Source organism: Plantibacter sp. Mn2098, from assembly GCF_049319745.1.
Lineage (GTDB): Bacteria > Actinomycetota > Actinomycetes > Actinomycetales > Microbacteriaceae > Plantibacter.
Genome location: NZ_JBMOUH010000012.1, coordinates 139436 through 160300, shown reverse-complemented (window position 1 = coordinate 160300; position 20865 = coordinate 139436). Strand labels below are relative to the sequence as shown.

21 protein-coding genes are annotated in these 20865 nt (G+C 68.7%); 12 read left to right on the top strand and 9 right to left on the bottom strand.

What is annotated here, in order from left to right; all coding sequences use genetic code 11:
* The first annotated feature begins 165 nt into the window (after positions 1-165).
* The 4 genes from ACL9RL_RS18120 to ACL9RL_RS18105 all read left to right on the top strand — a co-directional run bounded on the left by ACL9RL_RS18120 (position 166) and on the right by ACL9RL_RS18105 (position 3721).
* On the top strand, positions 166-1167 hold the full coding sequence (locus tag ACL9RL_RS18120; protein WP_422781691.1) for an aldo/keto reductase: 1002 nt from the start codon (positions 166-168) through the stop codon (positions 1165-1167).
* 193 nt (positions 1168-1360) lie between these two features.
* Positions 1361-2707, top strand: a complete 1347-nt coding sequence (locus ACL9RL_RS18115) for a GNAT family N-acetyltransferase (RefSeq protein ID WP_422781690.1) — start codon at positions 1361-1363, stop codon at positions 2705-2707.
* Between the two features lie 142 nt (positions 2708-2849).
* Positions 2850-3110 (top strand): hypothetical protein, encoded by a 261-nt coding sequence (locus ACL9RL_RS18110; protein ID WP_422781689.1) that lies wholly within the window; start codon positions 2850-2852, stop codon positions 3108-3110.
* Complete coding sequence (locus ACL9RL_RS18105) at positions 3107-3721, top strand: hypothetical protein (protein WP_422781688.1); 615 nt, start codon at positions 3107-3109, stop codon at positions 3719-3721. Before ACL9RL_RS18110 ends, ACL9RL_RS18105 begins: the two co-directional genes overlap by 4 nt.
* Positions 3722-3731: 10 nt before the next feature.
* On the opposite strand, the gene ACL9RL_RS18100 is transcribed toward ACL9RL_RS18105, so the two are convergent.
* Positions 3732-4955, bottom strand: coding sequence for an MFS transporter (locus ACL9RL_RS18100; protein WP_422781687.1), 1224 nt, complete (start codon positions 4953-4955; stop codon positions 3732-3734).
* A gap of 236 nt (positions 4956-5191) precedes the next feature.
* Between ACL9RL_RS18100 and ACL9RL_RS18095 the strand changes: the two genes are divergently transcribed.
* Positions 5192-5551, top strand: coding sequence for a hypothetical protein (locus tag ACL9RL_RS18095; RefSeq protein ID WP_422781686.1), 360 nt, complete (start codon positions 5192-5194; stop codon positions 5549-5551).
* A 106-nt stretch (positions 5552-5657) separates the two neighbouring features.
* On the opposite strand, the gene ACL9RL_RS18090 is transcribed toward ACL9RL_RS18095, so the two are convergent.
* From ACL9RL_RS18090 to ACL9RL_RS18060, 7 genes are all read right to left on the bottom strand, one after another.
* Positions 5658-6947 (bottom strand): LLM class flavin-dependent oxidoreductase, encoded by a 1290-nt coding sequence (locus ACL9RL_RS18090; protein WP_422781685.1) that lies wholly within the window; start codon positions 6945-6947, stop codon positions 5658-5660.
* On the bottom strand, positions 6944-8161 hold the full coding sequence (locus tag ACL9RL_RS18085) for a hypothetical protein (protein ID WP_422781684.1): 1218 nt from the start codon (positions 8159-8161) through the stop codon (positions 6944-6946). The genes ACL9RL_RS18090 and ACL9RL_RS18085 overlap by 4 nt, the downstream gene beginning before the upstream one ends.
* Positions 8158-9456: an acyl-CoA dehydrogenase family protein gene (locus tag ACL9RL_RS18080; protein ID WP_422781683.1), complete on the bottom strand. Its 1299-nt coding sequence runs from the start codon at positions 9454-9456 to the stop codon at positions 8158-8160. Before ACL9RL_RS18080 ends, ACL9RL_RS18085 begins: the two co-directional genes overlap by 4 nt.
* 355 nt (positions 9457-9811) lie before the next feature.
* The gene (locus ACL9RL_RS18075) at positions 9812-11107 is read right to left on the bottom strand and encodes an ABC transporter permease (protein WP_422781682.1); all 1296 of its coding nucleotides are present in this window, start codon (positions 11105-11107) and stop codon (positions 9812-9814) included.
* Positions 11104-11853 carry an ABC transporter ATP-binding protein gene (locus tag ACL9RL_RS18070; RefSeq protein WP_422781681.1) on the bottom strand — a complete coding sequence of 250 codons (750 nt, stop codon included), beginning with the start codon at positions 11851-11853 and terminating at the stop codon, positions 11104-11106. Before ACL9RL_RS18070 ends, ACL9RL_RS18075 begins: the two co-directional genes overlap by 4 nt.
* The gene (locus tag ACL9RL_RS18065; protein ID WP_422781680.1) at positions 11850-13001 is read right to left on the bottom strand and encodes a peptidoglycan-binding protein; all 1152 of its coding nucleotides are present in this window, start codon (positions 12999-13001) and stop codon (positions 11850-11852) included. Before ACL9RL_RS18065 ends, ACL9RL_RS18070 begins: the two co-directional genes overlap by 4 nt.
* Positions 12991-13485 (bottom strand): hypothetical protein, encoded by a 495-nt coding sequence (locus ACL9RL_RS18060; protein ID WP_422781679.1) that lies wholly within the window; start codon positions 13483-13485, stop codon positions 12991-12993. The genes ACL9RL_RS18065 and ACL9RL_RS18060 overlap by 11 nt, the downstream gene beginning before the upstream one ends.
* 224 nt (positions 13486-13709) lie before the next feature.
* On the opposite strand from ACL9RL_RS18060, the gene ACL9RL_RS18055 reads away from it, so the two are divergent.
* The 7 genes from ACL9RL_RS18055 (at position 13710) to ACL9RL_RS18025 (ending at position 20486) form a co-directional block, all read left to right on the top strand.
* Positions 13710-14372, top strand: coding sequence for a response regulator transcription factor (locus tag ACL9RL_RS18055; RefSeq protein WP_422781678.1), 663 nt, complete (start codon positions 13710-13712; stop codon positions 14370-14372).
* Complete coding sequence (locus ACL9RL_RS18050; RefSeq protein ID WP_422781677.1) at positions 14372-15769, top strand: sensor histidine kinase; 1398 nt, start codon at positions 14372-14374, stop codon at positions 15767-15769. Before ACL9RL_RS18055 ends, ACL9RL_RS18050 begins: the two co-directional genes overlap by 1 nt.
* 73 nt (positions 15770-15842) lie before the next feature.
* Positions 15843-16154 (top strand): hypothetical protein, encoded by a 312-nt coding sequence (locus tag ACL9RL_RS18045; protein ID WP_422781676.1) that lies wholly within the window; start codon positions 15843-15845, stop codon positions 16152-16154.
* Between the two features lie 221 nt (positions 16155-16375).
* Positions 16376-16933: a hypothetical protein gene (locus tag ACL9RL_RS18040; protein ID WP_422781675.1), complete on the top strand. Its 558-nt coding sequence runs from the start codon at positions 16376-16378 to the stop codon at positions 16931-16933.
* 72 nt (positions 16934-17005) lie between these two features.
* The gene (locus tag ACL9RL_RS18035; protein ID WP_422781674.1) at positions 17006-17596 is read left to right on the top strand and encodes a S24/S26 family peptidase; all 591 of its coding nucleotides are present in this window, start codon (positions 17006-17008) and stop codon (positions 17594-17596) included.
* A complete protein-coding gene (locus ACL9RL_RS18030) occupies positions 17593-18255 on the top strand; it encodes a hypothetical protein (protein ID WP_422781673.1) in 663 nt (220 codons plus the stop codon). Before ACL9RL_RS18035 ends, ACL9RL_RS18030 begins: the two co-directional genes overlap by 4 nt.
* Positions 18252-20486 carry a hypothetical protein gene (locus tag ACL9RL_RS18025; RefSeq protein WP_422781672.1) on the top strand — a complete coding sequence of 745 codons (2235 nt, stop codon included), beginning with the start codon at positions 18252-18254 and terminating at the stop codon, positions 20484-20486. Before ACL9RL_RS18030 ends, ACL9RL_RS18025 begins: the two co-directional genes overlap by 4 nt.
* On the opposite strand, the gene ACL9RL_RS18020 is transcribed toward ACL9RL_RS18025, so the two are convergent.
* Positions 20477-20824: an ArsR/SmtB family transcription factor gene (locus ACL9RL_RS18020; protein ID WP_422781671.1), complete on the bottom strand. Its 348-nt coding sequence runs from the start codon at positions 20822-20824 to the stop codon at positions 20477-20479. The genes ACL9RL_RS18025 and ACL9RL_RS18020 overlap by 10 nt on opposite strands.
* Positions 20825-20865: the final 41 nt, after the last annotated feature.

The following is a 20865-nucleotide window of genomic DNA, read 5'->3' as shown; positions in this document are numbered from 1 at the left end:
GTCGCTGAGCTTGTCGAAGCGCCCTTCGACAAGCTCAGCGACCGGGCCCCGAGGGGAGGCACTTTGTCGCCCACACTCCCCCTGAACGACAAAACACCTCCCCTCGCGCACCACGAATTCTCTTTGTCAGGACAAACTCGCCCCCTGGAGCCATAGGCTTATCGCATGCCATACATCGCCTCCCCGGAACGCTACGACAACACCACCTACGTCAAGACCGGCCGCAGCGGTCTGAAGCTCCCCCCGATCTCGCTCGGCATCTGGAACAACTTCGGCTACGACCGCCCCCTCGAAACCCAGCGCGCCATCATCCGCCGCGCGTTCGACCTCGGTGTCACGCACATCGACATCGCCAACAACTACGGCCCGCCTCCCGGATCGGCCGAGTCGAACTTCGGCTCGATCTTCGCGCAGGACCTCGCGCCGTACCGTGACGAGCTCATCGTCTCCAGCAAGGCCGGCTACAACATGTGGGAGGGCCCGTACCAGGACGGCGGCTCTCGCAAGTACGTGCTGTCCTCGCTCGACGCGAGCCTCAAGCGCACGGGCCTCGACTACTTCGACATCTTCTACTCGCACCGGTACGACACCGAGACGCCGATCGAGGAGACGATGGGCGCCCTCGCCTCAGCAGTCCACTCCGGCAAGGCGCTGTACGTCGGCGTCTCCAACTACACGCCGGAGCAGACGCGTGCGGCACACGCCGCGCTCGCGGAGCACAAGGTCCCGCTGCTCATCCACCAGCCGCGGTACAACATGTTCGACCGTCACATCGAGGACGGCCTGTTCCCGGTGCTGAGCGAGCTCGGCGTCGGCAGCATCGTGTTCTCCCCGCTCGCGCAGGGCCTCCTCACGGACCGCTACCTGGCCGGCATCCCGTCCGACTCGCGTGCGGCAGAGGGTCGTTGGATCTCGGAGAACAACATCAGCGCCGAGTACCTGGAGCGTGTCCGCGGCCTGCAGGAGATCGCCGCCGGTCGTGGCCAGAGCATCGCGCAGCTCGCCCTGAGCTGGGTCCTGCGTGTGCCTGAGGTCACCTCGGCGATCATCGGCGCGAGCAGCGTCGCCCAGCTGGAGAACAACCTCAAGGCACTCGATGCAGCACCGCTGACGGACGACGAGATCGCGGCGATCGAGCCGTTCGCCGTGCACGGCACCGGCGCCTAAGCAGCGCCGCCCGCCGCGCGCGCGGCACTGCCCGTCGCGCGCCGCACGGCAGAAGGAGGACCGCGCGAGAGAAGGTCCGGATCCCGGAATCTCACCTTCCCTCGCGCGGTTCTCCTTGTCTCAGGCGGCGCCATCGCGCACCTCCCGCGCGCGACTTCACGCCCCCTTAACGCCCGTTCCCTACACTGGCGGCATGGCTCTTCCCGGTTTTACGTTCACCACGTTCCCCGCAACCGCCCACACGGACGACGTCCCGGATGCGCGCACGGCCGCCTGGAATCAGGCGACGGCGACCGCGTTCCACGACACCGCGCTCACCGATGAGCAACTGCGCACCTTCGCCGACCGGCAGACGCAGGACCGCCGCACGCTGACGTCCGCGTTCGAGGAGACGAATCCCGAGGGACTCGACGGCCGCAGCATCCCGGTCGCGACCTACGGCGTCTTCCCGAAGCAGCTGAACCTCGGCCGTGGCCGCCTCGTCGACGCCCACCTCATCACGGGCGTCTCCGTCCGCCCCACGCACCGCCGCCGCGGCCTGTTCCGTGAACTCATCACGACCGACCTCGCCGATGCCGCCTCCCGCGGCGTCGCGATCGGCCTCCTGACCGCGAGCGAAGCGTCCATCTACCGTCGCTTCGGGTTCGGCAAGGCGTCGTTCACGAGGGTGGTGCGGGTCGACACCGGCCCGCGGTTCGGGCTGCACGCGGCGCCGGGCGGGCGGGTCGAGGTCGTCGATCCCACATGGTTGGCTGCGCGCACGGCGTCCGTCTTCGAAGCGTTCCACCGCCGGACGGCCGGTTCGCTCGAACGGACGGCACGATACGCGGACTCGGTCCTCGGCGCTGAGCCCGGCGCGACGAAGCCCGCCGCGTCCACGCGCGCTGCCGTGCACCTCGATGCCGTCTCCGGCGACGTCGATGGCTACGTGACCTTCCGGGTTGTCGGCGCGACGCTGCCGGGAGAGGTCAACAGACTCGAGGTCATCGACCTCGTCGCCGCCTCACCGGACGCCTACCTCGCGCTCTGGGAACACCTCGCAGCCGTCGACCTCATCGGTCAGGTCCGTTGGGACTCTGCTCCGATCGACGACCCGCTCGTGTGGGCGCTCCGCGACTCGCGCTGCCTCACCGTCGAGGCCGTGAATGATCACCTCTGGGTCCGTGTCCTGAACCCCGTCGAAGCGTTCGAGGCACGTCCGTACACGGCGGATGGATCCGCCATCGTGCGTGTGACGGATGCGCTCGGCTATGCGGCCGGTGTGTTCCGCATCGAGGCGGCCGGTGGCAGTGCGACGGTCACGAGGCTCGATGAGGCCACGGCCGCTGGCGATGCCGCGCCCGCAGCGCCCGCCGGTGCCGCGGCCGCGGACCTCGAACTCGATGTCTCCACACTCGGCTCGCTCCTCCTCGGCACGGTCCGCCCATCGGTCCTCGCGCGCGCCGGCGATGCGACGATCACGGGCGGCGACACCGCCGCAGAGCGCCTCGACACGCTCTTCGCGCCGGTCGAGACCCCCTACTGCATCTCGCACTTCTGAGTCAGTACGGCCCGAGCCGTTCCGATCTGCTCCGTTCCGTTCCGATCTGCTCCGATCCGATCCGTTCCGTTCCTGTCGAACCGGTCGCACACTTCCCTCCCCGAGCGAAGTGTGCGACCGTACTCGTGAACATCGGGGGATCATGAAACGTTCGATCATCGGGGCGCTCATCGTGCTGGGCACGGGACTTGCAGCGTTCGCGTTCGTGGCCGCGTACACAGCGATCGGTCGCGCTCGCGGTGAAGAATGGGGCAGCCTCGACGGTCCTGCACCGGTCTGGCCGGCCGTCGTCGGTTTCGGTTCCCTGCATCTGATGCTGCTCGGCGCCGTCGCGCTCGTCATCCTCGTCGCCGTCGCCATCCTGCGCGCGTACGTCCCCCGGCGCGGAGGGCGAGTGAGGTGACCAGCGCGCCGACAGACTCTGCGCCGGCCAAGCCACGTCGAGTCCGGGCGTGGCTGATTCCGCTCGTCGTCGCCGGCGTCGCGGTGGCACTCGGCGCGCTGATCTGGTCGGTCAGCACACGCACCCGCACGCTGATCCTGTTCGGGATGGGCAGCGCGCAACTCGTCGCTGTGCTCGCACTCGTCGCCCTCATCGGCTTGTCCGTCGCGCTCATCGTCGCCCTGTACCGGGTGCACGACCGCCGGCCAGGGCTCGTCTTCGTCTGCTCCGTGCTCGGTGGCATCGCAATCGTCACGGGGCTTGTTCTCGCGCCCCTCGCCATCATCTTCACAGGCCTGAAGAGTTACACGGTCATCTCGACCCCGGGGAGCGCGCACACCTGGGCGATCGAGGAGACGTCACTCCTGCACTCGGACTACTCGCTCTTCGAACAGCGCGGGCTCTTCTACGAGCGAGTGACGGAAGCCTCCCGCATCGTCCCGGGCGACCCGCCGGGGAACATCTTCAGCGGCGGACGATTCCGGGTCGAGGCGGTCGACGGCGGATACGTCCTCCGATTCCCGCTCGTCAGCGACGGCCCGTACACCGGCGAATATCGTCTGCCGGGCTAGGCCGAAGCCGCTACTCCCCCGACACCACCACACGCGACGCCCGACGGCTGCTCAACCCGAGCAGCACGCCGCCCAGCATCGCGGCGACACCACCGGCGATGAACGTCGACTGCACACCGGCGCCGTCGACGAGCGCACCGCCGACGGCCGCACCGACGGCGATCGCGATCTGGAACCCGGCCACCACGAGCCCGCCAGCGGCCTCCTTGCGGTCGGGCTCGACCCGAGCGGACCACGTCTGGACGAGTGTGATCACACCACCGAACGCGAACCCCCACACGATCGCCGCGGCGAACGCGAGCGGCACGACCATCGGCAATACGGCGAACACGATGAGCCCGACGCCGAGGAGCACCGGGACGACGAAGAGCGACGAGGTGAGACGACGGTCGGCCAGGAACCCCGACACCAGGTTGCCGAAGAATCCGCCGACGCCGTACACCGCGAGCAGGATCGCGAGCCCACCGGCATCGAGTCCCGGAATCTGGTCGGCACCGATGCGGATGTAGGTGAACCCGGCGAAATGGCCGCCCGCGACGAGCACCAGACCGAGCAGGCCGACGATCATGATGGGCGACTTGACCGTGTCGAACAGCGCCCGGACCCCGGCCTCCTTGGCCGCCGCGATCGACGGCAGACGCCACAGCAGCACAACAGCCGCCACGACGGAGAGCACCGCGACCACGATGAACACCGCACGCCATCCCCACAGCGCACCCAGGTAGGCGCCGAGCGGAACCGCGACGACCGTCGCCATCGACACACCCATGTTGACGATCATCATCGCCCGCCCGAGGAGCCGTCCCGGCACCAGCTGGGATGCGACGGCGAGCGCCATCGACCAGTATCCGGACAGCGCGATGCCGAGCAGCACACGCGCGACGAGGAGGATCCAGAACGTCGGCGCGATGGCGACCAGCACGTTGGAGAGAGCGGCGAGCAGGGCGAGGCCCACCATCAGGTGGCGGCGATTCAACCGCGGGAAGAGGAGGCCGACGCCAGGGCCGGCGACGATGCCGACGAGCGCCGTGACCGTGACGGCCTGCCCGGCGACGCCCTCGCTGATGCCGAGGCCCTGCGCCATCGGCGAGAGGAGGCTCGCGGGGAGGAACTCGCTCGTGACGACGGCGAAGATGCCGATCATCAACGCGACGACGCCGAACCAGTTCGGTTTGGGCTCACCGGCCGGGATGCGCGTGGCAGCGGTGGGCAGTGAAGCAGTATCAGTCGTCATGCACTCGAGTTCTCTGATCGGGGCGCCGTGCTCGATCGAGCAGCTCGGTGGTGGTGGCAACGTCGGCGGACGCGATCCCATTCCCGCGTGTGGGCGGTGCGATGTGCGGCGCAGGCGCGTCGCGGGTCCTCCGCCGATCCTCTCCGCGTGAATCCTCCTGAATCCCGGGTCGCCCTGGTACCGTCGCTCTCAGTCATCCCCGGTTGACATCGGGGGTCGAGGGGAAGGGGTCACTGATGGCACAGGATCAGGATCTGGATCTGATGTCGGACGACAACAACGTGCAGCGGATCATGTGGACGGGCACGGCCTGGTTCGCGACCGTGGTGGGGGCGATCGCGATCATGCTCGGCCTCCTGCTGTCCGCGGGGTGGCGGCCGGCGCAGCTGCCGGACGGTCTGCAGGTGCTGTGGTGGTCGGCATCGGCAGTGGTGGCGTTGAGCGTCGGCCTGATCGGTTGGTCCGGTTGTCCGATCCTCGAGGTGAGCGTCCCGGTCGCCAACCGCAACAAGACGCGCACGATGCAGCTCGGGACGCTCCTCTTCATCGTCGGTTCCGCCGCCGCCCTCCTGGCCGTCCTCCTCTCCCCCGCCTGACCGCCCACTTCCTGCTGCCGAGGGGTCGCAAAGTGTGGGTGCGGGACGACATGACCCGCACTTTGCGACCCCTCGGCGGAAGAAACGGGGAGAGAGGGGAGGGAGGCTAGAGGCGGGAGCGCAGGGTGGGGGTGGCGTAGTCGGTGCGGAAGATGCGCTTGCGCTGGAGGAGCGGGACGACCTCGTCGACGAACGCCGACAGGCCATCGGGGAAACGGTCGATCATCAGGTTGAAACCGTCCGCGAGACCCGAGCGGAACCAGTGCTCGATGTCATCGGCCACCTGCTCGGGCGTGCCGACGATGATGCGCGCACCATACCCGCCGAAGTCGCGCAGCACATCCCGCACGCTCGTGTTCCGCGACCCGATCCAGTCGAGGAACGTCTCCCGGTACCCGAGCGATGCGGTGTGCGACACCCCGTCGGTCGGCGGTCGCAGGAGTTCTGCCGGGATCGGCAGATCCAGATCCAGCCCCGACGCATCGGCGCCCAACACGCTCGACAACGCCCCCAGCGCATACGAGTCCGGCACCCGCGATTCCAGGTCGTCGTACAGCGCCCGCGCCTCGGCCTCCGTGCTCCCGAGGACGAGCGACAGCCCGGGCACGATCGCCACATCGGACCGCTTCCGCCCGTGCGCTACGGCCCCGGCCTTCACGGCTTCGTAGTGCTTGCGGGCGCTCGCCTCCGTGAGCTCGACCGCGAACACCCCGTCGGCGATCCGCGATGCCAGATCCCGCCCCTGAGGCGACCCTCCGGCCTGGAACACGACCGGCCGCCCCTGCACCGACGCCGGCGACTGCGCAACACCCTCGGCCTCGAAGAACTCGCCGTTATGCCGGTACGCCGCACCCGTCTGAGCGCTCCGCCAGTGCGCGGTCACCAGATCGACGAACTCCCCCGCCCGACGATAGCGGGCGTCCCGATCCGGATTCTCGGACAGCCCGAAGTTCCCGGAGACGACCGGGTTGTAGGTCGTCACGACGTTCCACCCGATGCGACCACCTGCCACGAGATCGAGCCCGAGCACACGATCCGCAAGCTCGATCGGATCGTTGTACGTCGTCGAACCGCTCACGATGACGCCCAGCCGCTCGGTCGCCGCCGCAATCGCCGCAGCGACGACGAACGGCTCCGCGAGACCGAGCGGCCGCGGATTCGGGTTCCCGAACGCCGGGTGGTCCGCGAAGAACACCGCATCGAGCTTTCCCCGCTCGGCGATCTGGGCCACCCGCTGGTAGAACCGTTCGTCGATGAGGTCCCTCGCCTGCACGTCCTGCACCTGCCAGGCGGCCGGCCGCTGCCCGAAGCCCTGGAAGTTGACGTTGAGGATGACCTCGGAACGCTCGGAACGCACGTCACGCTCAGAACGCTCGGCACCCGTCGCGCTGCTCATACGAGCTGCCCGTCCGTCGCGAGCTGTCCGTCCGTGGCGGGCCGCCCGTCCGTCGCGAGCTGCGCGTCCGTGGCGATGATCCCGTCCACGGCCGGCCCTCCACCCTCGGTCGCCCCCGCGGAACGCACGGCAGCCGGTCGGTCGGCGAGATCGAGCGACCTCGATGCGATCCCGAGCGCGGCACGCAAGGTCCCGACGACCCGTCGCGACCGACCGACGCGCACCCCGCTGCCCGACGCAGCGGCAGCCGCCGCGAACGAGGCGGCGGCCACCCGATCCAAGTCGGCGACCGACGAGACCTCGGCGATGATCCCGTCCACGGCCGGCCCGGACCACGCCGCCGTCGAAGCGGACGATTCCCCCGCACCACCGCGCAACCAGGCCGCCGGATGCCGCACGAACACGAGCGGCGCACGCCCGCCGGCATCGCCCTCGGCGGAGTCCCTGCCAGCCAGCCCGACCCCAGGCCCCACCCAGTCGTCATCGACGATCACGATGTCGGCCACCGCCCGTGCCGCTCGGAACTCCCGCTCCTGCGCCGCCCGGTCCACCCCGACGGTCGAGGCGTCGATCCACCAGGCCAGCACCGGCTCACCCTGCGGACTCGACGGAGCGTTGAGCGGTCCGTCGACGCTGAACACCCCACGATGCTCGATCCGACGGATGCCGTCCGTCTGCGCAAACACACCAGATTCACCGTCCGCGATGAGTGACGACACCGGCCAGCTGTTCCACAGCTCGCGCAGGACGACCGCCGCATCCGCGATGACCGCATGGCTCTCGACATCACCGGGCAGATCCCACGCCTGCCGCCGACCTCTCACGATGCCGCCGGCCCGCGGCACCCCGAGCACCACGCCGGCCCGCCCGTTCGTGAAGTGGTCGACGGCCGAGACGCGTCTCGCGAGATTGAACGGATGATCGCGCTGCGGCGCCGCCGCGAGCAGGAATCCCCAGCGCGGGAATGAGCCATGCCTTGCCGCGATGATCGATGCCGGGTCCAGCCGGACGCCGGCCGGTCCGCCCGCGAGCCGTTCAGCTCCGAGGACGACGAAGGAGATCGCGGTGTCGGTCTGCAGCGCGGCGAGCGCGGAGACGACGTCCGGGTCACCGGTCGCGAGCCCCTCGGCGAGCGCCCCCGTCACGGACAGTCCGACGATCGGCGTCGCCGTCACCGTGACTGCCGCCGTCGCACCCGAGGTCCCGGCGGTCATCGTGCCACCCCAGCATCAGCCACAGCAGCGGCCTCGGCCACAGCTACATCAGCCGCCGCAGCCGCAGCAGCAGCGACCGTCGGCGTTACCCGCGTCGTCGGGTTGTGATGGTTCACGATCCAGTCGCCGACGATCCGCAGCTTGAAGTTCCGCGGATTGTGGGAGATGAGCGTCCGCGCGTTCCGCCAGTGACGGTCGAGGCTGACGCTCCGGCTGGTCCCCGATGATCCGAGCGCGTCGAACACGATCGTCGCCGACTCGAGCACCAGACTCGCGATGGTCTGCTGGGCCTGCGCGACGGCGATCCAGGACTCGGTCTCGATCTCGCCGTCCACCCGCGTCGCCCCGGTCTCCGCAGCGTCCACCGCAGCATCGACGAGGGCGATGGAGCGCAGGAACACACTCTCGATCGCGAACGCGTTGCCGGCGAGCCGCCCGATGACTTCGAGGATCTGCGGGTCCGCCGTCGGATCCACGGTCGTCCCGTTCCCGTGCGAGCGCCGCCTGGACCGCAGCGCCGCAACCCCGTCGCGGACGATCGCGTTGCCAATGCCGACGAGCAGCGCGTGCAGGACCGACTGGTAGAACTGCTCCTGGTAGGGGTACCTGGTGGAGTACGGGATGACGTCCTCCGCAGCCACACGCACGTCGGTGTAGACGACGCTCCCGCTGCCCGTCAGCCGTTGACCGAACCCGTCCCAGTCATCGCCGATGAGGACACCGCGCTGACGGGTGTCGACGAGCGCGACGACCTTCTCACCGTCCGGATCGAGGGCGAGGACCGTGATCCAGTCCGCGAAGACGCTGCCGGTGGAGTAGTACTTGGCACCGTTAAGCACCCAGCCGTCGCCGTCCGCGGCCGGCTCGATCCTCGTGTCGACGGTGCCGGAGGCGGCTGGGACGGATTCGCTCCATCCGCCGCCGACCATCTCACCCCGGCCGAGGCGTTCGAGCCAGAGCGAGCGCCGCGGGTCATCGTGGGCGTAGCGGCGGTCCTCGACGAACGAGAAGTGGTTGCGCCACACGTGTGCGAGGTTCGGATCGACCTCGGCGAGTTCGGCGATGAGACGGAACACGTCGGACAGGCGGGCCCCCTGACCGCCGGCCGACTCCGGGACGCGCACCGCTGCGAAGCCGGCGTCGACGAGCCAGAGCAGTTGTTCATGGGCGTGGACGCCCTGGACTTCGCGTTCGAGGGCGTCGGCGCCGATCCGGTCGAACACCGGCCGGTAGCGTGCCGCGAGGGCGTCGTATCGTGCGTCGTTCGTGGTGAACGCGACGGAGGATTCAGCCATGTCCGCCTTCCTGGTCGATCGGCGGAGCGCCCGGGAGGCGGTCACCGCAGCGCCTGCCAGCGTACGCATCGCGCGGTCCGTTGCGGCCAGAGTGTCGAAAGGTTACCCGTTGTGCGGTGTCGCCCTCACCCTTCGACAAGCTCAGGGACCGGGCAACCCCCCCCGTCCCCGAACCCGTCGCAGCACCACGGTCCCTGAGCCCGTCGAAGGGCCCGCCCCGGGCGACACCCACGGTCCCTGAGCCTGTCGAAGGGCCCACCCCCGGGCGACACCCCCGGTCCCTGAGCCTGTCGAAGGGCCCACCCCCGGGCGACGCCCCCGGTCCCTGAGCCTGTCGAAGGGCCCGCGGCCCCCGTCAGCTGTTCAACGCCGCCGTCGGTGGCGTCTTCGCTGCCCGGATCGCCGGGTACAGCCCCGCCACCGCACCGATGAACATCGTCGCCCCGATACCGCCCACGAACACGAGCGGCGGCACGGACACCGGCCACCCGTTCGCCCCGGCGAACACGGCGATCACCGCGTACCCGATGCCGGCGCCTGCCACCCCGCCGAGCGCGGACAGCAGGAGCGCCTCGGCGAGGAACTGCGAGCGGATGTGTCCCCGCGTCGCCCCGAGCGCCCGCCGCAGCCCGATCTCGCGTCGTCGCTCCAGCACCGAGATGACCATGGTGTTCGCCACGCCGATGCCGCCGACCAGCAGTGCGACGGACCCCAGTCCGACGAGCAGCCCGGTGAAGGCGAGGTCTGCTGCGTTCTTCGCGGCGAGCGCGTCGGACGGTCTGGACACGTCGACCTCCTCCGGATTCTGCGGGTTCGCGGCGCGGGCGAGGAGCGCGCGGACGGCGTCGACGTCTTCATCGGCCGAGCGTTCGTACACGGTCGTCGGATGCCCCTCCCACCCGAGGTGCTCGCGCGCCTGCTCCTCCCCGACGAGCGCCGAGGTGCCGAGCTCCGGCGCGAGCGGGATGGGTTCGAGAATGCCGATCACGGTGAAGTAGGTCCCGCCCAACCAGATCTGCGACCCAGGCGTGATGATCCCGAGGCGCTCCGCGGCGAGGTGTCCGAGGACGACCGACGGGTACTCGCTCGTCGCCTCGTTCAGCCACGCCCCGGCGCTGAGCGAGCCCTCGACCACGTCGATGAGTTCCAGGTCGGCCGTCTGCACGGTCATCCCGCCGGTCTGGCCGGGGTCGATGAACCGGTTCCGGTAGACGTTCACGTCCGGGACGGTCCCGACGGCCGCGACCTTCTCCACCCCGTCGAGTCGCCCGATCGATCCGACCGACGACTCAGGCAGATGCGCGTCCTCGCCGAAGAGCGATTTCCCGGGTGTGACCGTGAGCATGTTGGTGCCGAGCGCCGCGAGCTGGTCGTTGAGTTTCGCCTGGCTCGACGTGGAGATGCCGACGACGGCGATCATGGCTGCGATGCCGATGGCGATACCCAGCGCCGAGAGGACCACGCGCGTGGGTCTGGACTGCAGCCCGGAGGCACCGAGTCGGAGGACGTCCGAGCGCAGCAGCTTGGAGCGCATCGTCCCGAAGTCGCCGGTGGGCGCAGGACCTGCAGCAGAGCCGTCACCGTATCCCGCATGCTGCCCGTCGCCGCCGTCCGGCCCATGCCGGCCTCGCCGACTGAACGGCCACATCATGATGCCACCCGCGAATCGACGTCGGAGACGACCCGCCCGTCGCGGATGGTGACGCGCCTGGGGAGGCGCTCGGCCAGTTCCACGTCGTGGGTGATGACGACGACGGTCGTCCCGGCGAGGTTCAGCTCGTGGAGCAGCTCGACGACGCTTGTGCCGGACTTCTGGTCGAGGTTGCCGGTGGGCTCGTCCGCGAGGAGCAACGGCGGATCCCCGACGACGGCCCTCGCGATCGCGACCCGCTGCCGCTCACCGCCGGACATCTGGTTGGGCTTGTGGGTGAGCCGGTGCCCGAGGCCGACGCGTGTGAGCGCGGTGACGGCTCGGCGGCGGCGCTCGGACAGGCCAACCCCGAGGTAGATGAGCCCGTCCGCGACGTTGTCCACGGCCGAGGTCCCCTCTGCCAGGTGGAACTGCTGGAACACGAAGCCGATGCGATGCGCCCGCAACGCGGACAGTGCGGCATCGCTCAGCGTGGACACGTCGTGCCCGCTGATCCTGGCGCGCCCGCTCGTTGGGCGGTCGAGGGTGCCGATGAGGTTCAGGAGGCTCGATTTCCCGGATCCGCTGGGGCCCACGATGGCGAGCAGTTCGCCGCGGGCGACGGTGAGGGACACGGCGTCCACTGCGCGCACCGGCGGGCTGCCGTGGTCGCGGGTCACCGCATCGAGTTCGATCACATTGGCCGAGGAGCCGCTCCGGGAGCCGGTGTGCGTGGTGTTGTGCGTGGTGGCGTATGTGGCGCTCATAGTGCGGGGACCACCACCTTCTGGCCTGCCTCGATGCCGTCGCCGCTGATCTCCACCAGACCGCCGGCGAAGAGCCCGGTCGTGACGGGCATCAGCTTCGTTGTGCCGTCGCTCTGCACGACCTCGACCCCGAAGGTGTCGCCGTCGACCGCCAGGAGGGCGCCGAGCGGCACCGTCAGGACGTCCGGTCGGCTCTCGCTCGGGAAGTCGATGGAGACGGCCGCCTCCTGGAGGCTGCCGCCGGCCGCCGGGTCGTCGAGCGTGATCGTCACGGGGATGACGACGGTCTTCTTGCCGCCTTCGCCCTCCGTTTCGGTGGGGACGCCGACCGACGCGATGACGCCCGTGGCGCTCTCCCCGCCCGGCAACCGGACCGTCACGGCGTTGCCGACGACGCCGAGCGCCTGATCGGCCAGCTTGAGGTCTGCCGTGACGAGCTTGTTGAGGCCGGTGGTCTTGATGATCGGTGCACCAGGCCCCGCTGGAGAACCGACCTTCACGACCAGCTCGCCGACCCGGACGTCACCCGGGGCGAAGACGATGCGCCCCATCGGGATGGTGCCGGTCTCCTCCAGGTCCTTGTCGTCCTGCCACTCCATGATGGCGTCCTTGGTGTCCCAGTCGAACTCCTGGTCCGGGGTCTCGTCGAAGTAGCCGAGCGCCGCGAGGCTCTGTTCGAGCTGCTGCACGTCCGGACCGTCCGACATCCCGGTCTCGAAGCTGCGCCACACCGGGACGGCGCCGTGGAAGAGGAAGACGGGCACGTTGTCGATGGAGAAGAGTCCACCGCCCAGACCGATCTGCGTCCCGGGTGCGGGGACGCTCGTGACCGTGCCTGGAATGCCGGAGCCCAGTTCATTGGCGCCGTCGTAACCGAGTGTGCCCTGGGCGGTCTTGGATTCCTGGAGCGTCTGGCGGATGATCTCCGCCGTCTCCTTGGGCGCTTTCGGCTTGTCCGTCTCTGGCCGTTCACCCGCTTGGACGACGATGGCGGTCGCGGTGCACGCGACGGCGACGACCGCGGCGGCGGCGATCGCCAACAACACGATCCTGCCTCGGCGCTTGGGGCGGGCCGATTCATCCCAGCCGCTCGATGCGGAACCGGACCCGTCCAGTTCGTCGAATGTCGAATCCGTGTCAGCTCGCACTGAGACCACCCCCGTTGCCACCCTCTGGACTGCAGGCGGCCATGTCCTCGGGCGCGATGTCGCTCGGCAGCGCGATGGCTCCGTCCCGCTTGGGGTCCGGGAGGTCGTAGCCGCGCTCGCGGAGGCAGGCGAACATCGCGAGCAGCTGCTCGTACTGCGCGTCCATCTCCTGCTGGGAGGGGGTGCCGCCGGGTGGTGGGCCGATCTCGTCCTGGCACGCCTTCGCGTCAGCTTCCCACTCCGGGGAGTCGTCGAAGGGAAGCCCTTCGCCCGCAGGAGGCATCTCGTAGCCCTTGCCCTCGAGGCACGACGCGAATTTGATCTGCCAGGCGTCGTACGCCTGCTGATCGGTCAGCGCGGCTGCGTCCTCGGTCGTGTTGGGCTTGCTGTCGCCGCCGGCGCTGCAGCCGACGAACAGGCCGACCAGTAACGGTACGGCGGCGATGACCGCGAGCTTCCGGGCGGCCCCGTTGGTGGTGGGCATGTCGAGTCCTTCTCCTGATGCTGATCGGACGGGATGCCGATGCCGGCGTGCGGCGACGACACCGTCTGGTGGTGGTGCTTCGAGTCAACCGATGCCCGCATTGCCCCGCCGTAAGGCTCGATCACACGCTTTCTTAACCTCTGGAGAGTCTCGGCGAATTGACATATATATGATGCTTAATAAGGTTCTGACCCCATCGTTCCACTGACCGGAAGGAATCCACCATGCGTGTACTCGTCGTCGAAGACGAGGTCCTCCTCGCCGACGCCATCCGCGAAGGCCTCGAACGGGCGGCGATGGCCGTCGACGTCGTCCACGACGGCGACCTGGCCCTCGAATCGCTGTCCGTCAACGACTATGACGCCGTCGTCCTGGACCGCGACATCCCCGGCACCCACGGCGACGACGTGTGCGCCACGCTCGCCCGCAACGGTTCTACGGTGCGCGTGCTGATGCTCACGGCCGCCCGCCGGACCGATCAGAAGGTGACCGGTTTCGAGCTCGGCGCCGACGACTACCTCGCGAAACCGTTCGAGTTCACGGAGCTCATCGCGCGGCTCCGCGCGCTCGGCAGGCGCAGCGGCGACGCGAAACCGCCAGTGCTGGAGCGCAGCGGCGTCCGCCTCGACGTCTTCAAGCACACGGTCACCCGCGACGGCCTCCCCATCCACCTCAGCCGGAAGGAGTTCGCCGTCCTGGAGATCCTCCTCGGCGCCGACGGTGGTGTGGTGAGCGCCGAACAGCTCTTGGAGAAGGCGTGGGACGAGAACGCAGACCCGTTCACCAACTCGATCCGCGTCGTCATCTCAACACTCCGGAAACGCCTCGGCTCCCCCTGGGTGATCGAGACGATCCCCGGCGTCGGCTACCGCGTGGTGGGCGACTGATGTCGCGTCATGCAGCGCCGGACCCGGCAGTCGCAGACGCACCTCCGGAGGCACAGCGACCGGCCGTCCTCACCTGGCGCCCGCGCATCACGGCCCGCGCACGACTCACGATGGTGTTCACCGGACTGCTCGCGGCGTGTGGGATGGCCATGATCCTCGCCCTGTATCTGGTGATGCGGTTCGTGCCGAGCTATTCGTTCGTCGCTTCCGTCGCCCGCCCGGTGCCGGAATCGTCCGCGGCATCCGGTCCGCCGAGCAGCCAGGGCGATCCGCTGGACCCGACTGCAAGCCCCGCCCCTGGAGCGCCTGCCGACGTCCTCCGGTCCGCCATCGACATCCGCAGCGCCGACGACGTGCTCTGGGTGCTCGTGGCCAGCTCCGGCGGCATCCTCATCGTGCTACTCCTCGTCGGCGCCGTCGCGAGCTGGATCGTCGCGGGGCGGCTCTTGAAACCCGTGCACGGACTCACCATGGCGGCACGCATCGCTTCGCAGGGATCGCTCAACCACCGGATCGGTCTCACGGGGCCGCGTGATGAGTTCACCGAACTGTCCGACACGTTCGACGACATGCTGGAGCGACTCCAGCGATCCTTCGGGGCCTACGAGCGGTTCGCGGCGAATGCCTCGCACGAGTTGCAGACACCGCTCACCACGTCCAAGGCGATCCTCGAACTCGCCAAGGACGACCCGCATGTCGACGTGGAACGCCTCATCGCGAGGCTCGACCTGTCCAACGATCGCAGCATCAGGACGGTCGAAGCGCTGCTCGATCTCGCGCAGAGCACCCACGGTGAGCTCGCGGTCGAACCCGTCGATCTCGGCGCGGTCATCACCGCTGCGAGCGCCGCAGTGCAGCCGGAGGCCCACGCCGCAGCGGTTGGGGTCACCGTCGCCGTCGATCCCCGCGATCGGCTGATCGTCGACGGCCACGCCGTGCTGCTGGAACGACTGTTCACGAATCTGCTGGTCAACGCCGTCCGCCACAACATGCGGGGAGGATACGCGAGCATCACCGCCGACCGGTCTGACGGGCTCGTGCGGGTCGCCGTGTCCAACGGCGGCGAGCTCATCGACGAGTGCACGGCGAAGGCACTCACGGAGCCGTTCTTCCGCGGATCGGGTCGGGTAGCCTCCAGCACGAGGCCCCGCGGGCACGGGCTAGGCCTGACCCTCGCGGTCAACATCGCAGAAGCTCACGATGCTCCGCTCGACGTCGCAGTGAACCCGGACGGCGGCCTCACCGTCGCGGTGCGATTCCGTCCATCCACCGCGGAGCGCACCTCGGCCGCCGCCATCCTGCAGGACACGATCGCCGCCCTGCCGGAGCCGGCATCGGCAGCGGCACCGGCACCGGCATCGGCATCGGCATCGGTGAGCACCCGCACCCACGCTTGACACTCTCGCAACCTCAGCTGACGTTCACTGGGATCGACCGCCGGCAGACGGCGAATCGACGAAGGGAGCCGAAATGGCGATCAGTGTGCACCTCATGAACGAGTTCAATCTGGACTGGCCCGTGTGGGGCGGCCCCCACGGCCGCGATCGCACACGGCCGGCCGACTGGGTACTGACGGAGGACCTGGTCGTTCGTATTCTCGCCTGGGCGGCCTTCTTCAACACCCACTACGACTGGGAGGAGGGCTGGGACACCTGCGAGCACGAGCGCGAGCACCGGATCGAGGCTCAGCGGTTGCGCCGTGAACTGCAGCAGGAGCTCGGCCAGGACCACGACGTCGAGCTGCGCCTCTGGGAGTGCGCTGCGACACGTCTCATCGCGTAGCCGCGTCCGGCCCCGACCGGGCGGCCGAAATCTCATCCTCAGGGCGGTTGTGCGGGTTCTCTGAGCCCGCAGAGCCGCCCTTCTTCACGCCTGAAATCTTACAGCTCAAACCTAACTGGCATTCCATTATTTTTAATGGAACACTATCTGTGGTTTCACGAGAAGCCGCCCATTCCCGCTCTCGCCGGAGTCTTTTCCGGCACTATTTGGAGACCCATCACATGACCACGATCACCCGCAAACGCGCCCTCATCGCGGGCGCTGCAGTCCTCCTCATCGCCGGCGTCAGCACCGGTGGCGCACTCGTCACCGCAGAGTCGACGATCTTCGGCAACACGTTCAAGAGCCAGGCCGTCACCGAGCCGCCGGCTGAGATCACCGTGACGGGCGACCCAATGGACGCGACGTTCACCGGCTCCGTCGCCGGCGAAGTCGAGTCGAAGTACTTCCTCATCACGAACGAAACCGACGCGACGACGGGCAAGGATGCCAAGGTCAACATCGGCTCCCTCGTCCACGCCGACGGCAACAAGTCGGACCTGCTCACGAACGCCCTGTCGACGCGGGTGAACTTCGACGGCGCGACCCACGGCTCAGGCAAGCTCGCCGACATGGGTCTCGCTGCAGCGAACCAGATCACCGTGCCGAAGGGCCAGTCGGTCCAGGTCCGCGTCGACGTCTTCGTGGCGCAGACGAGCGACTGGGACCCGACGATCGGCGGCGACGCGACGGCGACGGTCGACTTCCAGTTCGACTCGATCTTCGTTCCCACCCCGTAGTCCGCACCCGGTTCCGGGGCTGCCATCGGTGGCCCCGGAACCGCCCTCCCCACGAGCCATCGCGAAGGACCCATGAAGCTCACCCTGCTCGCCGCCAGACTCATCGCCGTCGCCGCGCTCATCGTGCTCGCTGCCCCCTTCGCCTGGGAGCGCATCACAGGCGACTACTTCATGACCGTCACCGGCCCCTCGATGCGCCCGACGTACGAGATCAACGACATCCTCGCGGTCCAGCAGCCGACCGGCATGGAACTGCAGACACCCGGGCAGATCGTCATCGCCACCTTCACCCCTGGCGACAAGGCCCAGCAGTACGTGCACCGCGTCCACGAGATCACCGATGACGGCGCCATCCTCAAGGGCGACGGCAACGAGATCGCCGACCCGAGCCCGATCACCGCATCACAGGTGATGGGGACCCCGCGGTTCGCGATCCAGGGAGCGGCGGCCTCCGTCTACCACCTCACCCAGAACCTCTTCGGGCGGATCGCGCTCGTTGCGCTCATCCTCCCGGCGCTCCTCTTCTCCGCCCCGAGGAAGCCCCGCGGACGTCGTGCCGCCGGGCAGCCGCCAACGAGCGACGACGCGAGCACCGCGCCCGGCGCCGAAGCCGACACCAGTCGCAGCAGTACCGCCGTCGATTCGACAGGAACCCGCCAATGACCCGATCCGCAGCCGTTCCCGCCGCTGCCCTCGCCCTCGCGGCGACGCTCGCGACGGGGTTCACCGCCACCGCGCACGCCCAGCCGAACCCCGACGCGCACGCCACCGGCGGGCTCGTGGTCACCCCCGGAAGCGCACTGTTCGACGTCGAACTCGCGCAGGGCGTCCCGGAGGCTCGCGAGGTCACGCTCACCAACACCTCGGCGATCGATCTCGACGTCCAGCTGAGCGTCCTCCTCTCCGCCGGGGCCCCCGAAGACCACCGACTCGAACATCTGCGTCTGCACGCGACGAGCGACTACGCCAGTTGCGACGACACGATCCTGGACGGCGCGGCGCATCTCGCGTTCACCGAGGTGCAGCGGGTCGACCAGGAGGCCGTCCCAGCCGGCTCGACGCGGACCGTCTGCATCGGTGTCCTCCTGCCGATGGACGCGCCCATCATGGACGCCGCGACCACGATCGTCGACTTCCAGTTCCACTCCTTCGATGCCAGGACCACCCCTGGCGGTGGCGACGACGGCCTGTCCACCACCGGCGTCGACAGCCTCCGATTCCTCCCCACCGCGCTCCTCGCCGTCCTGACCGGCGCGCTGCTGTTCTGGAGCGCCCGCCGCCGGAACACCTCGCACGCTCCGACCCCGAAAGCACCCCGATGACCCACACCGCGCCCGAGCGTCCACGCACCAGGAGCCGACGTCGACCCATCACCGCGCTGGCTCTGCTCCTCGCCGTTTCAACCCTGACGTCCTCGCCGACGGGCACGGTCGGCGCCGCGAGCACCGAGCGCAGCACCATCGCGGGGAACCGGTTCAGTTCCGACCCGACGCGTGAGGATCCGTACGGCTTGCACAATGCGAAGTTCGCGCCCTACCTCGGGTCTGCCTGGGTGGACGGTGCGAAAGGCGCGTTCACCTTCGACATCTACGACGGCCCAGCGTCCGTGGCTCCGAAACCGTACCCGGACGTACGAGCAGGTGAGCAGATCGAGGTCATCGCGGAGCTGCCGGCATCGCTCCGCTTCACCAGCGAGTACGGCTGGTGCAATCCCACCGAGAAGTCAGAGGCACGCGATTACGTCACCATCACGTGCAGCACGGTCGCGCACCCCACGGGTGCCGCTACGGCGACGGTGACGATGACGGCGAAGACCGATCTGAACACCGAACGCGCCTGGCGGTTACTCAAACACCACACGATCGGCGTCATCGCGCCCGCCGGTCTCGTCGACGGAACCGACACCGCCCACGTCACGATCCGGTTCCCCGACGACGCAGACCACCGTCGCCCACAAGCGGCTGACCTGCCCTTCACCACCCGCGTCGGCCAAGCGTCCAGCCTGACCTCGCTGACTCCATACGTGCTCGATGACCGCGGGAACAGCAAGGATGTCGCTTTTTATACCGGGGACAAGGGCTACCTGCGGATCAGCACCGGCCTGAATGGAACGAACCGGGGCGTCACGATGAAGACCGGTGAGTCGTTCACCTACACCTCAGACCTGGTCAGCGGTGCACGCGGAGGACTCGTCTACGACCCCCACCCTGATCCGATGAGCACGGTCGTCAACGCCTGCACGCGGAAGCTCGACGGCTACGACATCCGCTGCGAAGCGGACGGCTACCAAGTGAAACTGATTACAACCCGCACTGGCCCCGCCATCGTGAACGACCACCCGATCGACGAGTATGCGCGCGTCCCCGTTGTGAGCACATACTCGCATCCGAGTTCGGGGAACACCAGGAAAATCGGCGTGCACGTGCGACTGTCGGCTGACATGGAACAGCTCGGTTCCCGCTCCCGTTGGGAAGTGTTGCCGTCGCCCGATTTCTATCTGTTCCCCAGTGCGAGAGGCGGCATCGGCGTCCACACGCTCGCGCTCACCCCGTACCTCGGCGAGGTGCTCGCGAGCGACGGCACGGGCAGGCTCACGTTCGGGTTCTTCCGTCCGGACGCCGGCAGCCCGGCAAGCTCCATCATCAAGGCGGGTGACACCGTGACCGCTGCGCTCCAGCTCGGCACGGGCTTCACCGTCATGACCGATCCTTCCGGGTCGGAACAGGGCGATGCGATGCGCAACTGGTGCGACGGCATCGACGACGGTTGGGGGCCCGGCCTCGCAGGCTTGCTCGGAACACCCTCATGCACGAGCACGACCGACGAGAACGGCGGCACCGTCGTCACGGTCGCGGTGACCGCGCTGCAGGACGTTCCGAACGCCAACCTCTCCGGAGGGTTCCAGGTACGGGTGAGGGCAGCGGATCCGGTCGCCGCCGGTACGCAGCAAGTCGTTGTGGAACTGTCGTCGAGCAACCGGTATGCGGTGAACTCGTCCTTCCGCCGCGCCGTGTTGGACGTCCCGACCGACCCGTCTCCTGCCGGAGCCTCGTCGAGCCTCGGGGTGTGGCAGACCGACGCCTTCACACATTCGAGCGGCGGAACGGCGCCCAAGGAGGGCGCGATCACCTGGTCTCCCGATCCGCTCCCCGGCGAGCATTGGCACTCCGTCTGGCCGATGGCGATCACCACCGGCGACACGATCACGTACCGTGTGACGTTGCCACCCGGGCTGGCGTATCTCCCGAGCCCCACCGACGGGACGCCGGACGTCTGCACACTCCCGGACCGCTACGTCGGATTCTCCGCCTCGTGCACGATGCAGGGTTCGACCATCGAGTACACCCTCACGCGGACAGGCGCAGACAGTCGGGCGATGTTCATCGACCGAGATCTGCCGTTCAGCATCCCGGTGCGCAACACCGGCGCGGGCGATGAGGTGGCAGGCGAGGTGGAGATCACCCTGTCCATCAGCCTCATGCAGTCCGGTTCAGATCATCGGCGAGCGCTCGTCCCGGTCCGCCTGGCGGCATCGGCCGTCCCTCAGGGCTGAATCGCCCTCGCGGCACGTTCGAGGGCGTCGGGGACGACCCGGAAGTAGGCCCAACGGCCACGCTGCTCGCGAGTCGCCAGACCGGCGTCGACGAGCATCTTCATGTGATGCGAGACGGTGGGTTGGGACAGGCCGACGGGTTCCGTGAGGTCGCAGATGCAGGCCTCACCTCCCTCGCCGGCCGCGATGAGCGACAGCAGTCGGAGCCGGGTCGGGTCGCCGAGGGCTTTGAAGGTGTGGGCGATCCGCTCGGCCTCCTCCACCGCGAGGATGCCGCCGGTCACCGGCGTGCAGCACGCCTCGGCATCCGACGGGAGCAGGGGGATCACAGTGGTCATGCTCCATTCTCGCACGTCGTATTGACATCTGTCGATGTATC